This window comes from Nostoc sp. DedQUE08, from assembly GCF_034530895.1.
Classification (GTDB): domain Bacteria; phylum Cyanobacteriota; class Cyanobacteriia; order Cyanobacteriales; family Nostocaceae; genus Nostoc.
Genome location: NZ_JAVRCD010000024.1, coordinates 94,517 through 111,333 on the forward strand (window position 1 = coordinate 94,517; position 16,817 = coordinate 111,333).

Consider the following 16,817-nt stretch of genomic DNA (forward strand, 5'->3'; position numbering starts at 1 on the left):
TAATGAGGAGTTGGATAAACAGAGAATGACTGATGAAATCATTGATTTGACAAACTGCGATCGCGAACCGATCCACATTCCCAGTTTGATCCAGCCTCACGGGGTTTTACTGGTTTTGCAAGATCCCACGCTGGAAATCGTTCAGGTGAGCAGTAATACTCAGCAAGTTATTGGTCGTCAACCTGATGAATTGCTGGGCAAGTCGCTATCAGATTTACTCAATGTCAAGCAGATTAAACTAATTCAACAATGTCTGGCAGAGGATTTTGAGAGCGTTAATCCCCTAAATATAATTATCAAACATCAAAATAAATCAATTCCTTTTGATGGTATTGTCCATCGTTTAAATACTATTATTATTTTGGAATTAGAGCTGAAAAAAGCGAAGGAAAAACTAGGCTTTTTTGACTTTTATCAACAGGTAAGAGGAACCATTACCCGCATTCAAAAAGCACCAACGTTGCTAGAAATGTGCCAGATTGTGGTGACAGAAGTTCGGCGAATCACTGGCTTCGATCGCGTTATGGTCTATCGATTCGATCGCGAAGGAGCAGGCAGGGTCATCGCTGAAGATACCAATCAGGAAATGCCCTATTTGGATTTACACTATCCGCCCTCTGACATTCCCAAGCAAGCCCGACAGCTATACACCTTAAATTGGCTGCGGCTAATTCCAGATGCTAGCTACCAGCCTGTCACCTTAATTCCAGCGAACAATCCTTTAACAAATCAACCGTTGGATCTCAGTCTCTCGGTGTTGCGGAGTGTTTCTCCAATTCATCTAGAGTACCTGCAAAATATGGGTGTGACTGCCTCTATGTCTATTTCTCTGATGCACGAGCAAAAGCTTTGGGGATTGATTGCCTGTCACCATTCGTCACCCAAATATATTTCTTACAATATCCGCACCATCTGTGAGTTCATTGGACAGGTGATGTCTGTGGAACTGGCAAATAAAGAAGCAAGTGAAGATATTGATTACAAAAGTCAATTAAAGTCATTACAAACTCAATTTGTCGAAGGCTTGTCTCAGGCTGAGTATTTCCTGGATGGTATGGTGCAAATGAAATCTCAATTACTCAATCTGATCGGCGCCACAGGAGCGGTGATATGTAATGGCGATCAGTATATTCCAGTGGGTAAAACGCCATCGCAGTCAGAGGTTCACGCCTTACTTGATTGGATTAAACCTCAACTGCATCATAACTTGTTTGAGACGCGATCGCTGACGAAAAATTACCCTGCCGCCTCCTTCTTTAAAGCGATCGCTAGTGGCGTGTTAGCTCTGGAAATTTCCAAAGTTCACCACAATTATATTCTCTGGTTTCGTCCAGAGGTGATTCAAACGGTGAATTGGGGCGGCAACCCCAACAAGCCTGTGGAAGTTTTCTCAGATGGCAGTTTAAGAATGTCTCCTCGCAAATCCTTTGAATTATGGCAAGAAACGGTGCAAGGAGCTGCCCTACCCTGGAAACCCTGTGAAATTGAGGTGGTTACTGAACTGCGAAGTCTGATTGTGGGCGTTGTGTTACAGCAGGCAGACAAACTGGCATCGATGAATTTTGAGTTACAACGGAGTAACGAAGAACTTGATTCTTTTGCCTACGTTGCTTCCCATGACCTCAAAGAACCACTGCGGGGCATTCACAACTACGCTAACTTCTTAATGGAAGATTATGCAGATGTACTAGATAATGATGGAATTGCCAAACTGCAAACTTTGGTGCGGCTGACGCAGCGAATGGAAGACCTGATCAATTCTCTCCTCCATTTCTCGCGGTTGGGACGCGCCGAACTGGTCAGGCAATCAGTGAATCTGCATGAGTTAGTGCCCCAGGTAATCGCCATTTTGACCATTTCCCGACCGCAGAGCGAAGTTGAGTTTCGCATTCCTCAACCCCTGAAGAGCGTTCAAGGCGATCGCGCTCAAATTAATGAACTATTCAGCAACCTGATTAGCAACGCCATTAAGTACAATGATAAACCTGAGAAATGGGTCGAAATAGGTTTTATTGAAGAAAATGGGGAAAGCAAAATTGCTTCTACTTCTCTAACTTTCTACGTTCGTGATAACGGTATTGGCATCCCCCAAGAACATCTCGATAAAATCTTTCAAATCTTCCGCCGCTTACACGGAAGGGATGACTTTGGCGGTGGGACTGGTGTAGGGTTAACCATTGCCCGCAAAATTGTGGAACGTCATGGTGGTAGAATTTGGGTGGAATCTACACCAACTGTTGGTAGTACGTTTTACTTTACCCTGTCGGCGGAGGCAAATACATGACTCAAATTTCAGCCTCCCCGATCCCGGAAAAACCACTACTTTTAATTGTCGAGGATAGCAATGAAGACTTTGAGACACTACAAAGATTTCTAGGGCGTTCTACCATTGCGATCGCTATTCAGAGGTGTGTGAATGGAGAACAAGCCTTGGCGTTTCTTTATCGCACTGGTAGCTATGTGGAGCGCAAAAGTGCGCCCCGACCCGGCTTGATTATGCTTGACTTGAACCTACCCGGAACCGATGGACGAGAAGTGTTACGCCGGATTAAACATGATGATAACTTGAAGATGATTCCAGTGGTGGTGTTTACTACCTCTAATAATCCCAAAGATATTGAAGTATGTTATCAATATGGTGTCAACAGCTACATCGTTAAACCAATCAATTTTGCTCAACTGAAAAGAGATATTCAGATGCTTGTGGAATATTGGTTTGAAGTGACGACGCTGCCTGATTATCCCAAGGATTAGTCCTAAGTCAGAGATCGCGCATTGTCTTAATTGTTGATGATTGCCAAAAGATTGAGAACTGTATTTGCGGTATTTACTGCGTGACCAAGATTATTCCCATAGCATTTTAGCTCGACTTTATCCACGATTAAGAACTCGGTTTTCTGTATCCGGCAAAAACCCTAGCTTTTGAGCAAATAGTTTTTCCAGATTACAGATTATCGATGAAGTTAAAAAGTAAAACTACTGTCCCATAAGGGTTGCATTCAAAAATACAGCATTTTGCGATCGCACCTCAGAATGTGGATTATATCTTATATAGGACTCCTATTTTATTTTTGAACAAGACTCAGCACGGTATCCTTTCTTTCCTATTCCCTATTCCCTGTTCCCTGCCCACGCAAGTAAATTCTCCGAATCAAACCGGATTCCTATATATATTACTTATTGAGTATATTTGCAATTGTGATAATGGCGATCGCATTCAGTTTATATATGTCCTGCCATTGGTCTAATATTATGCTGAGTAAAAAATTTATTATTCAGATTGCAAAGTTTAGGGAACTGAGAGAAAGAGGGTTTTAAGACTTTTACATAGATGCAGTCCGACAATAATAACTAAGGGACTTCCAAGAAATAAATTATCCAAATAAACGTAGACGCATACTCCTACAAAGAAGCAAGCTAGCAAGAGCGTCTCCAAGAGTTGCGGCTACTCTACGAGAACGCCAAAGGCGAAGCCGCAGGCTACCACTCCAGACACAGAGAACACAGAAAAAGGAGAAATAAAGAGGGTTGTTTCGTCAGTTTTGGGAAATTTTTTTATTTAGAAATCCCTAATGAATCAGATATAGCAACCGAATTTAAACACGAGAATATTAGAAGATTAAAATTTCCTAATTATAAGCTTTACAGCGATTTTATTTCTCCCAAATGATTTAGGATTGCTATTACGATCTTCATAGAAAATTTGTATTATTGAATGAATATTTATAGATTATTCTGTGGCAAAAGTGATATAAATTTTATAAGTAAGTTAATAACTAATTTATACATTAAAACTATCAAATAAGTGAACGCAAAGCAGATGTAAAGAGCGAATCAATAAATCTATAAAATATGTTAAAATCCTGGTATAATCAGGGTTTTAGCATTTTTTGAAAAATGTCAATTTTCTATGCCAACCTGCTGAATGTGGGTTAACATCTACTTGATTAATTAATTCACAATGTCTCAGCAACAGCGCGCTCTCTTAATTGTCGATGATTCCCCAGAAGATCGAGAACTCTATCGGCGGTATTTACTGCGCGATCGCGAATATTCTTACACTATCCTAGAAGCAACGCTGGGACAACAGGGGCTAGAACTTTGGCAGCAACATCAGCCCGATGTAGTATTGCTTGATTATCGATTGCCCGACCTAGACGGACTGGAATTTCTGGCACAATTGCAACCCTCGTCGAGCCAACAGCCTTGCCTACCCGTGATTGTCGTCACTGGACAGGGCAATGAGGCGATCGCAGTTAAGGCGATCAAAGCGGGCGCACAAGATTATCTTGTCAAAGAGCAAATTACCCCAGAAGGGCTGCAAATAGCGGTCAATGGGGCAATTGAAACAGTGCAGCTACGCACCCAACTACAACAGCGGATTGAACGAGAGCGCGTAGTCTCACATATTACCCAGAAAATTCACCAATCGCTAAATCTGGATGAAATTCTTCAGACAACTGTAGCCGAAGTGCGAGAATTTCTGCACACCGATCGCGTCTTGGTTTTTCAGTTAAAACCTGATGGTAATGGGACAGTAGTAGCAGAATCGGTTGGGGAAAAGTGGCGATCGCTGCTTGACTCTACTATGTACGATCCCTGCCTCGCAAAGAACTACCTTGCATGGAATCCATTGGAAACTGTCAGCTACGATACCGTCTTTGTCGAGAATTATATCCAACGCTATCGTCAGGGTTACGTAACGGCAATATTTGATATTCAGCATAGCAGTATCGATCCCTGCCACGTTGAATTGTTGGCTCAGTTTCAAGTGAAAGCTAATCTGGTCGTGCCGATTATTTACGATGACCACTTTTGGGGGTTGCTAATTGCTCATAACTGTGCAAATCCTCGAAAGTGGCAACCCTTAGAGATCGACTTGCTCAAAGAACTGGCGATTCAAGTTGGCATTGCAATTCGCCAAGCGGAACTCTATCAGCAGGCACAAAATGAACTGACCGAGCGCAGACGGGTAGAAGCAGAATTACGGGAGAGTGAAGAACAGCTGCGATTGGCACTATCAGCTTCGCGGATGGGAACGTGGAACTGGAACATCCAAACGGGAAAAATTTCCTGGTCGGATAACCTGGAAGCCTTGTTTGGACTGGAACCAGCAGAATTTGACGGTTCATTCGAGATGTTTGCCGCGCGAGTCCACCCTCAAGATCGCGATCGCGTGCTGACAGCCGTCGAGCTTGCTGTCGCCACCGGAGAAGACTATGACATTGAATTTCGGGTAGTGTATCCCAACGGTAAAATTCGCTGGGCATTAAGCCAGGGTAAGGTGCTCTACGACCAACAGGGGCAACCAATTCAGATGGCCGGTATCGATTTAGATATCACCGAACGCAAACAGTCAGCCGAAACTCTGCGCGAGAGTGAGGAACGTTTTCGGCAGCTTGCAGAAAATATTGATGCGGTGTTCTGGATCAAAGAAGTGTCGGAAAATCGAATCAGCTATGTTAGTCCTGCATATAAACGACTGTGGGGATTAAACCCACAAGAATTGTATCAAGGACAACAAATATGGATCGATCGCATCCATCCAGAGGATCGAGAATCTACAGACAGAGCGTTTCATGAAAATGCTGTCGCCGGGAAATTTGATCGGGAATATCGGATTATTTTACCCAATGGTAATATTCGCTGGGTTCACGATCGCTGCTTTCCCCTGCGAGATGAAACAGGAGAGATTTATCGGTTTGCCGGGATTGCCGAAGACATCAGCGATCGCAAACAGGCAGAGCAAGCTTTGCGAAACAGTGAAGAACGCCTGCAAATGGCACTGGAAGGTTCTGGTGGCGGTCTATGGGATTGGAACATTATTACTAATGAAGATTATTTAAGTTCCAGATGGCTGGAAATGCTCGGATATGAAAAAGGAGAGTTACCGGATGACTTTAGCAGTTGGCAGCGACTAATTCATCCTGACGATAAAGTTTGGGTGATGGAACGGTTGAATGCCCATCTTCAAGACGATTCGGTGTCTTACAAATTTGAATATCGGATCTTAACCAAGTCTGGGGAGTGGAAATGGATTGCCAACCACGGAAAAGTGGTTTTGCGCGATCGACAAGGCAATCCCCTGCGAATGGCAGGCATCCATCATGATGTCACAGATCGCAAACAGGCAGAGCTTGCTTTGCGCCAGAGTGAAGAATTTAAGAACCGCATTTTAGAAAGCAGTACTGACTGCATCAAGGTATTAAGCCTCGATGGGCGGCTGCTGTACATGAATACAGGTGGACTGTATTTGATGGAAATTGATGACTTAAATTCCTATCTGAATACTGAATGGCTCTGTTTCTGGGAAGGTAGTTATCGGCAACAGGCAGAGGAGGCACTCGCTGCCACTAAAACAGGCGAAGTCAGCATTTTTCGCGGATACTGCCCAACTGCAAAAGGCACTCCGAAATGGTGGGAAGTGGTCGTTAGCCCGATCTTGGATGCCTCTGGGCAGCTGGAACGAATCTTGTTGATTTCACGAGACATTACCGATCGCAAAAAGATAGAACTCCTGTTGCAGGAGAGCGAAGCCCGGTTGAAATTGGCGTACAAAGCTACGCAATCGGGATTATGGGACTGGGACATTATTCGCAACAGAGCTCATGTATCTGAAGAGTATATTAATCTGTTTGGACTCGATCCAAGCACAAAGGAAATCACCTATGAGCTGTGGTTAAGTCGTTTGCACCCAGACGATCGCACCTCAGCCAATGAAACGGTGACTAACACCATCCAGCAACAGCAAGAACACTATGAAGATGATTTCCGCATTATACATCCTGATGGCATTCGCTGGTTAGCGGCTAGAGGTCAGGTTTTCTATGATGTTGCGGGCAATGCAATCCGGATGGTAGGCAACGTCCGGGATATCACCGCTCGCAAACAAGCTGAAATCGAACGCGATCGCCTATTTCAACTAGAACAAGCAGCCAGAGCCGAAGCCGAACGCGCCAATCGAATCAAAGATGAGTTTCTGGCGATTCTCTCCCATGAATTGCGATCGCCTCTCAACCCGATTCTCGGCTGGACAAAACTGCTGCAAACTCGCAAATTTAGTGAAACGAAAACGGCTGAAGCTTTAGCTACCATCGAACGCAACGCCAAACTACAAACTCAACTGATTGATGACTTGCTCGATGTAGCCAAAATTCTCCGGGGCAAACTCAGCATCGATGCGGCTCCTGTAAATTTGGCATTTGTAATTGAATCTGCGCTCGACACAGTAAATACAGCAGCCCTTTCCAAATCAATTGTGTTGCATTCAGTACTGCCGAATATTGGGCAAGTCTCTGGAGATTCCAACCGCCTTCAACAAATCGTTTGGAATTTACTTTCCAACGCGATCAAGTTTACTCCCAAAGGCGGACGGGTAGAAACCAGATTAGAGCGAGTTGACGATCGGGTACAGATTATCGTTAGTGACACTGGTAAAGGCATTAACCCAGATTTTCTCCCGTATATTTTTGAATCATTCCGTCAAGAAGATGTCTCAATTACTCGCAAGTATGGCGGGTTGGGATTGGGATTAGCGATCGTCCGGCAGTTGGTTGAGGCGCACGGCGGCACCATCACGGCTGATAGTCCAGGTGTTGGCTTGGGAGCCACCTTTAGAGTCCAATTGCCACTGCTGAATGTTGAACCAGAAATCAAGCAGACAGATGAGTTGCCACAACCCGCACTCGGACTCACGGGAATTAAAATCCTTACAGTTGATGATGACGCCGATGCTCGTGAGCTAATAACAGTATTGCTTGCTGAATACGGCGCGCAAGTCCTGACTGTTGCCTCTGCGACAGAAGTTTTAGCAAACCTAGAATCCTTTCAACCCGATGTTTTAGTCAGTGATATTGGAATGCCCGAAGTCGATGGCTATTCTCTGATTCAACAAATCCGCGCTTTAACTCCCGAAAAAGGGGGAAAAATTCCCGCGATCGCTTTGACTGCTTATGCTAGAGTTGAAGACTATCAACTAGTGATAAGCAGTGGCTATCAACTGCACGTTACCAAGCCTCTCGATCCAGAAGAGTTAGTTCAAGCTGTGGTAGTACTTGCACGCAGTAAACAAAACCATCCCATTCCTGAAAATGATTCGGTTTAACCTTCAATCAACACCTGTGTTTGGATTGACCTTTAAAAGTACTTCTCGAATAATGGCGGAAGACTCCTTGGCAGAGAGTGCCTCCTCTTTGAATCGTGCCGCCAAGGTTTGATTGCGAACCTCCATCCTTGAAGCCATACGATGTGATAAAGAAGCTTTCTCTTCCAATGCCCTCAAAGCGATCCATAGTGCATCTTCCACCTTATCATACTGCGTGGCCAGCAAAGTTTCTGCTGAATAAGCATGACCCGTGCGGCAGCGGAAGCGCAACAAATTTCCCTCTTCGAGTTCCCAGAGGATACCGCCGCAGTCAGGACAGCCAAAGGTTGATGGTTTACCAGGTCGATTGCTTTCGTTTTCTACTGCTTCCAAATTCAATTGCACTATTTCAGTTTCAAACTCTATCTCGCTAGGTACTGGGTTTTCCGGTTGTATTTCCATTGGCCTATTAACTAGAGCTACTAAAGTAGAAGGAATATCTGAAAGTGGCAGAATATGGTCAATATCCTCTACGTTCTCGATCGCATTACGTGGCATATCAGGATACAAAGCATCGTCAGGATTTTGGACAATTGCCACACCACGCCGCATTTTTACAGCCATTAGTCCCGCCGTGCCGTCGTCAAGCAGACCTGTTAGTAGCACAGCAATCACTCGCTGCCCATAAGTTCGCGCTGCACTGCGAAACAATGGATCGATAGCAGGACGACAACGGTTTTCTTTTGCACCCCGCGTCAAACGCAAATATCCTTTTTCTACCAGTAAATGGTAGTCAGGCAAAGCGACATAAATCGAACCACGAACAATAGCTTCGCCGTCCTGAGCGTGAGACACTGGCAAGTTGCCAGCACGACTTAATATTTCTGGCAGAAAACTCTTGCTGTGACTGGATACATGAAGGACTATAATTACAGCAGCATTGAGATTGGGCGGCAAATGCTTGACTAGATAAGTCAGCGCCTCAACTCCACCTGCTGATGTTCCAACGACGATAATATTCTGTTCAAGCATTAATGTAACAATTTGACTAGTATAGCAGCGTGGGCAACAAAAGCACATATACCGCCAGTCTTAACATTAACGCAGCCAAAGAATTTGCTCACCTAGCTTTGAGAGGATTATATTCTTTTTTGAGGAATAGGATTTTAGCTCGACTTTATCCAAAATTAAGAACTCGGCTTTCCTTATCCGGCAAAAACCCTGGCTTTTTGGCAAATACTTTTTCCATGTCACTGATTTCCGGTCAAGTCCAAAAACTAAAACTATCGTCCCTCAATGGTTTCAGTATCAGGTTTTGGGTTTCATAAAAATGGATAAAGTCGAGTTAAGAATCCTTGATTTTTTTAGTTGAACAAAGTTAAACCAACCTATAAATATTTGATTTTTTCAGAATAATAAAAGAGCGCTAACTGGGTACTCAGAAATGCTTTGATTATTTGGGCTTTGGCTAGTTGTCTAGTGGGGAGATTGGTGATTTTAAATTGTATAACTTGAATAGCTGACTTTTCACGTTATGTGGAAAAGCGCACGAAAAACCTAACCCTCTAACCCCCTTCCCGATGCTCTAAGGGTTGAAAATTCAAAGTCTCTCTCCTTTTAGGGGAGAGATTTAGAGAGAGGTTTTCCAGATACCGTGAAAAATCAGCTTAAATAGACGCGATCGCATTTCTAAAAAAATTAGGACTTACGCACTATACAAATCAACCAAAACGTGTACTACGGTATTTAGTCTTTTCAGAGGCTTCAGATAACCCTGATTTATTCCGACATTTGCGATCGCTGGATGCAAAACATGGCTAAAATACCCAAATTGTGTTTAGTACTTATGTACGATGCGTAAGTCCTAAAAATATAAACATTAATAATCCTTAATAGTATTAACTATTAAGGATTGTTAACATGAGCAAAAACTGCTCACAAACCTGATTTTTCCTTAAAAATCATCGAGAAACTGACTAAGGCGACTGATTACGGGGTCAACCTCTTGAGGAGGGGTAGCAACAGTATAAGAAGTATTATTTACTACTTCTAATTGGGTTGGAGACGGAATGAACGAGCGATCGTTGACGATGAGCGCCAGTTGTGCAACTTGTTGAGAAAGTTGCAGTAGATGATGTTCCATCGCCTCCAAACGATTAGATCCCTTGGCAAAAAAACGTTCCTCAAGTCCAGCCACTTGACGTTGCAGTTCACCGATTTGTTGATCGATCGGTGTATTTACTGCTGTTTGTGGAGCAGGTTGTACAGTTTCCGGTACACATAAAGATTGCCACAAGGCTTCTTTACAGAGATCGCTGAAAGTCTTGTCTGGTTGTTTTTCCAAATAACTTTCTACTTGCGCTAACAAGCTTTCATCAGCAAGCTCTGGGTTGAACGTGACGGATTTAACTACCTTTTTTGACCATTGGAACATCAGCTTTATGCCCTAGCAGCGCGATTGGAGGATAATTGTGCCTCTCCATAAATATACTGCCCCAAAGCATTCGCCTGACGGGAAGGTGCTGCTAAATGAGCATTAATCTTTGCTTCTTTGAGCAGACGTTGAACGTCGTCCCAGAAGAACTCACCACCGCCGCCAGTAAGAATCACATCGGTGACGCGTTCTGGCAACCAGGCTAGCACACGGCTACAGATTTCGCGCGAAAACATCTCTGTGAGGTTGGGAAGAAAATCATCTAGGTTGGTGGGCTTGCTAGCGCCTTTAGGACGGTAAAAGCGTTCACCTCTAGGTTTGTTGACAGCGGAAATCAACGCTAGAGATTGACTATCTGCTCCCTCGATTTCGGCAGACACTAATTCATAAAACTTATTCATCCCGAAGTCTTCGCTCTTAGAAGCACCTCTGGCAAAACGGAAGTTATCTACCATCAAAAGATCCACGGTTTGATGACCAATATCGACGATCGCCACCGATATTTTTGTAAAATCGGGACTACCAGGGTTTTTCTTGGGTTGAGCTTCAGACCATAACAGGCTGCCGTAGCCTTCTGGCATGACCCATACCTTACTGACGTTCAGCGACACAGATTCGCCTCGGAAGTTCAACACGTGAGGGCCACCTACTTGGCTAATCAATTGTGCTTTTTCTTTTTCAAATTGCTCTAAGGAAAGAAAAGGCAGACCAAGTACAACTGAGATATCGTCTCTGAGTTTGAAGTAGCCAGCACTTGCTAAAACTTTTACCAGTGCAGCTTCTACCTTAGATTGTCCGACTCCTAAATTCGCCCCAAAATCGGCTGCCAGTTGACCAACAGCATATCCATTTCCTTGATACTCCAGCCACAAATCCATTAAGGGGTCAGTAGCTCTGGCTTCAAAAACACCACCGCGTACTTGTTCGATTGACATCTGCTTGACGTTGGCAGGTACGAACACCACACTGCCTGGTTCGCGACTCACACAAGTTTTTGTGGAAGTTCTGCCTAAATCAACACTGAGAATGGTTTTCCCAGAACCACCGGCTGGCTTGCTAGTGGGAGGATTATTATTAACAGCATTGATAGGAGTAGATGCTAACGGCTGCCTATTCATGGGTATAGCAGCAGCATTGATAGGGGTAGCGGCGGAAGGTTGGTCTGTCATGAAAGCTCCTAGTTCAAACTTAACTGTAAAAAGTTGTCATGCTCATCTTACAAAAATGCGAGCAACCAGAAATTCTAGGTTGCGTCAAGTGTAGCTAGAAATACGCCAAAAATTAATTCCGGCGATACCTCTGGTAAGCTCTGCCAACGCACATCTAGTATTATTTGGCATAGTGTAGGCGAATTTTGGCCAGATGTAACCCCTGCTTTCACTGCTTTCAAACCAAAAGCGTCCGTGTTTCATCTTCTAGTGCGTCTAGTGCGTCTTAACTGGCGCTTGAATATCCAGAAAACAAATGCTAGAACCAAACCGCCAAGCACGATTTTAGATACAGGAGCAAGGTACTTGTCCACAAGTTCATACTGACTACCCAATATGTATCCTGAGTATGTTAACAAACCCACCCAAGCAGCGCTACCTAATGTTGTGTAAACCAAAAATGGTAGCAAAGGCATATTGCTAATACCTGCGGGAACAGAAATTAAGGTGCGGATTCCTGGCACAAGACGACCAATTAATACTGCTGTTCTACCTTGTCGGTCAAACCACTCTTTGGCTTTGGTAATATCTTTACTGGATATAGCCAGCCATTTGCCATACTTGTCAGCCCAAGCTTTCAAACGGATTTCACCCAAAAACTTACCCGGATAGTACCAAATAAGTGCGCCCAATACAGAACCCAAAAGTCCTGCGAAAAATACACCAATAATATTCAGCTTTGCCTCTCCTGGTTGATATGGACTTGCTGTAAATCCAGCCAGTGGCATAATCAATTCTGAAGGAATGGGGGGAAAAAGGTTCTCTAAAAACATTAGTAAGGCGATTCCCCAATAGCCAAAATAGTTGATAGTATTAGTTATCCATTCAAGCATTGAGTTAATTCCTGAAATTGCTGGACTAGTCTTGTTGCTAAATTCAGCTTTAGCTTTTTTAAAGGGTAATTATTCTCGCTTGCTACAGTCAAGGGAATTGGGCTGCACTAAAAATTGCCATCATAACTGAAAAATAGAGTCAGACAAGTAGAAGCTAGGTGTCTGTTTCATTAATGTTGAGAGTTATAAAAGTTCGTAAGTAGCTCTACCTTTGAGATTGAACGATTTATCGCTCACTACAAACCTCACAAAATTAATCAAACGAACTACTAGGTTTTGTTTTCTAATTTTTTAGATCCCCCTTAGCCTGCTTTTTTAAAAGGACTAGGAAGGATCTAAAGATTTGATGGCAAATTTAAAAACATATTCTAGGTTTTCTGCGGAAGTTGAGACTGTGGGGTAGCACCGGGAGAGAAGGGAGAAAATTTCACCTTGTCCCCCTTGTCCCCCTTGTCTCCTATTCTTCTAGACTGTGGGGGTCAAAGATTGTACCCTTGGTTCCGATTGCCAGTCTAAGGGATTCCAAACTCGATCTTCCAGCGCCATCTGCTCAATTAAACTTGCAAGTCTCAAGGCTTTAAGAGCTTGTTCGCCACCTACTGAAGGTTGATTGCCACCGTGTACGCAGTTGACAAAATGTTCTAATTCTGCACTTAGGGGTTGAATATTGCTGGTGTAGACTTTTTCAATTACACCGTCTTGCCTGTAAAGTACTTGTCGGTGGTCGGTGAGAGAATTGGCAGCCGTTTGTCGGTGAATCAAAATTTCATTCTTGAGAAAATCTGCCTCAGTAAATGAATTTTTGCAATGGGCGACAATTCGGCGAATTTTGCGGTGAGTGACTTTACTAGCAGTCAGAGTAGCAACAATACCATTGGCAAACCCCAAGGTGGCGGTTACGTAATCTAAATAACCAGAGTCTAGGGAGCGAGTACCGCTAGCAGTCAATTTTGTGACTGGGGAAGCAGCTAATTCCAAAAGTAGGTCGATGTCATGGATCATTAAATCCAGCACAACTGAAACATCGTTTGCCCGATCTGAGTAAGGACTCATTCTGTGGGCTTCTAGCGCCAGCAATTCCTCTGTTTTTAGAACTTGGCTCAGTTCTTTAAAAGCTGGGTTAAAACGCTCAATATGACCTACTTGCAGGATACATCCAGACTCAGCTGCGGCATTTACTAAAGACTCTGCCTCAGAAATACTGGCTGCGATCGGTTTTTCAATCAAAACATGAATTCCCGCTAACAGACAGTTGATGCCCACGGCATAGTGCAGACGGGTGGGAACAGCTACACAAACTGCTTCCACAAGGGGTAGCAGATCGCAATAATCTTCAAAAAAACGCACCTTGTACTTGCTGGCAGTTTCTAATCCTCGCTCGACGTTAATATCTGCCACTCCGACTAGTTCAACATCTTTCATTGAACTCAGCACGCGAGCGTGGTGTTGTCCCATGTTACCCACTCCAATCACGCCTATGCGGATTGGTCGTGGCTGGTTGCGCTGTGTATATGGATTCGGTTCTGCCACTGACATGCTATTTTGCACTATTATTCTCTCCTCAACCACCAAATTTAGAGACGCTACGGCCGTTGGCGTTTATACTCGAAAGCCGGTTACGATCCGTCTAAAACCATCCAGATGGTAACATAGAGCCTATGTTTATGAAGAATTTCAAAGTTTGCGATCGGTTCCCGTAATCTAAATATCTTTTGTATAGATATTTCGAGTTTGCTCTTTCTCCAAAAATATATGTATTTTTATTAACTTTAAACGTTCCAGTACAGCTTAAGTATAAATTCTCCTTGGCATCGCTTTCTGGCGTCTTGTTAAGGTTTGATGCAGTTATTTGAAATCCAAAATTTGCAACCGAGATGAAAGCTGTAATTTTGTTATCTGGGGGATTGGACTCTTCCACAATTCTGTACAAAGCTCAAGCTGATGGCTGTGAATGTCATGCTATTTCCTTTGATTACCAGCAGCGACATCGACGAGAGTTACAGTCAGCCTTTAGTGTGGCTCAAAAAGCTGCGATCGCAAAACATCAGGTAGTTAACTTTGACTTACGACAATGGGGCGGTTCGGCCCTTACTGATAATGCCATTGATTTACCCCAAGAGCGATCGCTGGATGAAATGTCTCAAAATATTCCTGTCACATACGTTCCGGCTCGTAATACCATATTCTTAAGCTTTGCTCTTGGTTATGCCGAAGCGATCGCCGCAGAGCGCGTCTATATCGGCGTTAATGCCCTCGATTACTCAGGATATCCTGATTGTCGCCCCGACTATATCCAAGCAATGCAGGAAGTTTTTCGCCTGGGAACCAAACAAGGGCGTGAGGGACAACCAATTAAGATTGTTGCACCCCTAATCAACCTGAAAAAAACCGAAATCATCCAACTGGGGAATCAATTGGGAGTTCCTTGGGAATTAACTTGGTCTTGCTATACAGGTGGAGATGTTGCCTGTGGTGTGTGTGATTCTTGTCGCTTACGGCTAGCAGCTTTTGCCGAATTGGGACTTGTCGATCCAGTGGCGTATGCACAGTAGAGGCATTTGTCATTGGTCATTTGTCATTTGTCATTAGTTATTATCCCCAGCCCCTCTGCTCCCCTGCTCCCCTGCTCCCCTGCCCCTCTGCCCCTCTTCCTCTAACCGTCGCAGTTGAATTTGATGCAGGCGTGGGCCAACAATCGATACCACGGTAAATTCGAGATTTTGATAACAAAAGATTTCGCCTTTGGCCGGAATTTTCTGTAACTCATACAGCAAAAAGCCCCCTAGTGTTTGGTATTCTCTGGTCAGGGGCAAATTGAGATGCAAAACTTCATTGAGGTCTTCAAGGTTGATTTGTGCTTGCACTAAAAATTTATGCTCATCTAACATCTGAATCAGCAAGTCGTCATTGCTCTCAGGTTCGCTGGGATCGCCAATAATTTCGGCAATCACATCTTTGATTGTCACTAGTCCCACAGTAGAGCCAAATTCATTCACTACCATCACCATAGCGGGTTTCTCTTGCTGCATCATGGGCAAAAGTTCACTCAAGGGCGTGTGTTCTGGAACAAACCGGACGGGACGCATCCAAGGTTGGATCTGTGTCTCTAAACTGAGGTTTCCGACTGCCAAAGGTTGTGCCAAATCTTTAAAATAAACAATACCGCGAACATCGTCTAAAGATTCACCAATCACCGGATAGCGAGAGTAACCAGTAGAAGCCATTTCCCTGAGTAATGTCTGGAAGGTAGCATCTTTTGGCAGTGTGATAATACTGGTGCGCGGGATCATCACATCTTGCGCCATCACATCCCCAAACTCAAAGACATTATTGAGCAATTCTCGCTCTGCACGCTGTAAACCAGTAGACCCCCATTCTGTAGAGATAATCAGTTGTAATTCTTCGGGAGTTACAGGCGGTCGCCAGCCTTGGCCTGTGTATTGGATGCCAAAAATCCGTAATAAAAAACGAGTTGATTGGTTAAGAATCCAGATGAAGGGGCCAAAAAAACGCACGATCGCTTTTACCAAAGGCCCCAAAAACCTTGCTAGCTGTTCTGAGTACAGCATGGCTAAAGATTTGGGACATAGTTCTCCGATCACAATTTGCAAATAGGCAATTAAGAAAAAGGCGATGGGAATTGATAGGGAATGGGCGAGGAAGGTAGTCATCCCACTGGGTAAAGGCCAGGATCTCAACCAGGCCTTCACCAGCACAACAATCGTACTTTCGCCAATCCATCCCAGTGCCAAACTAGAGAGGGTAATGCCTAACTGGGTGGTAGATAGCAGTCGGTCAATACTGCGTTGTAACATTTCTACAGCGATCGCTGGAATATCCCCAGCCTTAACTAGCTGGTGAATACGCGATCGCCGCACGCTCACCATCGAAAACTCCGCCGTTACAAAAAAGGCATTTATGGCAATCAGTAGTAACACTGATAACAACCGCAGCGCCACTTCTATCAAACTTAAATTAGGAAAACCACTCACCGCCAAAGCTCGTGTAAAACTCACGTCCTCCATTTAGGGGGATTGGGGACTGGGTATTGGGTATTGGGTATTGGGTATTGGGTATTAGGTAATGAAAAAGTATTCCTAAATATTTATTTCCTATTACCCAGTCCCCAGTCCCCAGTCCCCAGTCCCCAGTCCCCAGTCCCCAGTCCCCAGTCCCCAGTCCCCAGTCCCCAGTCCCCAGTCCCCAGTCCCCAGTCCCCAGTCCCCAGTCCCCAGTCCCCAGTCCCCAGTCCCCAGTCC

The 16,817-nt window shown here is 44.2% G+C and carries 10 protein-coding genes; 4 read left to right on the forward strand and 6 right to left on the reverse strand.

Annotated features, from left to right (window positions below; genetic code table 11):
* The first annotated feature begins 25 nt into the window (after positions 1-25).
* The 3 genes from RMY64_RS17690 (at position 26) to RMY64_RS17700 (ending at position 8,104) form a co-directional block, all read left to right on the forward strand.
* A complete protein-coding gene (locus RMY64_RS17690) occupies positions 26-2,284 on the forward strand; it encodes an ATP-binding protein (RefSeq protein ID WP_322700734.1) in 2,259 nt (752 codons plus the stop codon).
* On the forward strand, positions 2,281-2,754 hold the full coding sequence (locus RMY64_RS17695) for a response regulator (protein ID WP_322685072.1): 474 nt from the start codon (positions 2,281-2,283) through the stop codon (positions 2,752-2,754). The genes RMY64_RS17690 and RMY64_RS17695 overlap by 4 nt, the downstream gene beginning before the upstream one ends.
* 1,207 nt (positions 2,755-3,961) lie before the next feature.
* Entirely contained in the window at positions 3,962-8,104 is a 4,143-nt protein-coding gene (locus RMY64_RS17700) for a PAS domain-containing protein (protein ID WP_322700735.1), read from the forward strand.
* A gap of 3 nt (positions 8,105-8,107) precedes the next feature.
* Here the strand turns inward: RMY64_RS17700 and RMY64_RS17705 are convergent, their stop codons facing one another.
* The 5 genes from RMY64_RS17705 to RMY64_RS17725 all read right to left on the reverse strand — a co-directional run bounded on the left by RMY64_RS17705 (position 8,108) and on the right by RMY64_RS17725 (position 14,106).
* The gene (locus RMY64_RS17705; RefSeq protein WP_322700736.1) at positions 8,108-9,115 is read right to left on the reverse strand and encodes a chemotaxis protein CheB; all 1,008 of its coding nucleotides are present in this window, start codon (positions 9,113-9,115) and stop codon (positions 8,108-8,110) included.
* Positions 9,116-10,037: 922 nt separating this feature from the next.
* The gene (locus RMY64_RS17710; protein WP_322673704.1) at positions 10,038-10,517 is read right to left on the reverse strand and encodes a plasmid segregation centromere-binding protein ParR; all 480 of its coding nucleotides are present in this window, start codon (positions 10,515-10,517) and stop codon (positions 10,038-10,040) included.
* Positions 10,518-10,522: 5 nt separating this feature from the next.
* Entirely contained in the window at positions 10,523-11,686 is a 1,164-nt protein-coding gene (locus RMY64_RS17715; protein ID WP_322673703.1) for a ParM/StbA family protein, read from the reverse strand.
* Positions 11,687-11,925: 239 nt separating this feature from the next.
* A complete protein-coding gene (locus RMY64_RS17720) occupies positions 11,926-12,558 on the reverse strand; it encodes a DedA family protein (protein ID WP_322673702.1) in 633 nt (210 codons plus the stop codon).
* A 465-nt stretch (positions 12,559-13,023) separates the two neighbouring features.
* Entirely contained in the window at positions 13,024-14,106 is a 1,083-nt protein-coding gene (locus RMY64_RS17725) for a Gfo/Idh/MocA family protein (protein ID WP_099102323.1), read from the reverse strand.
* Between the two features lie 326 nt (positions 14,107-14,432).
* Here RMY64_RS17725 and queC point away from each other — a divergent pair, with 326 nt between their 5' ends.
* A complete protein-coding gene (queC, locus tag RMY64_RS17730) occupies positions 14,433-15,110 on the forward strand; it encodes a 7-cyano-7-deazaguanine synthase QueC (RefSeq protein ID WP_322673701.1) in 678 nt (225 codons plus the stop codon).
* Between the two features lie 33 nt (positions 15,111-15,143).
* Here the strand turns inward: queC and RMY64_RS17735 are convergent, their stop codons facing one another.
* Positions 15,144-16,583, reverse strand: coding sequence for a hemolysin family protein (locus RMY64_RS17735; RefSeq protein ID WP_322700737.1), 1,440 nt, complete (start codon positions 16,581-16,583; stop codon positions 15,144-15,146).
* Positions 16,584-16,817: the final 234 nt, after the last annotated feature.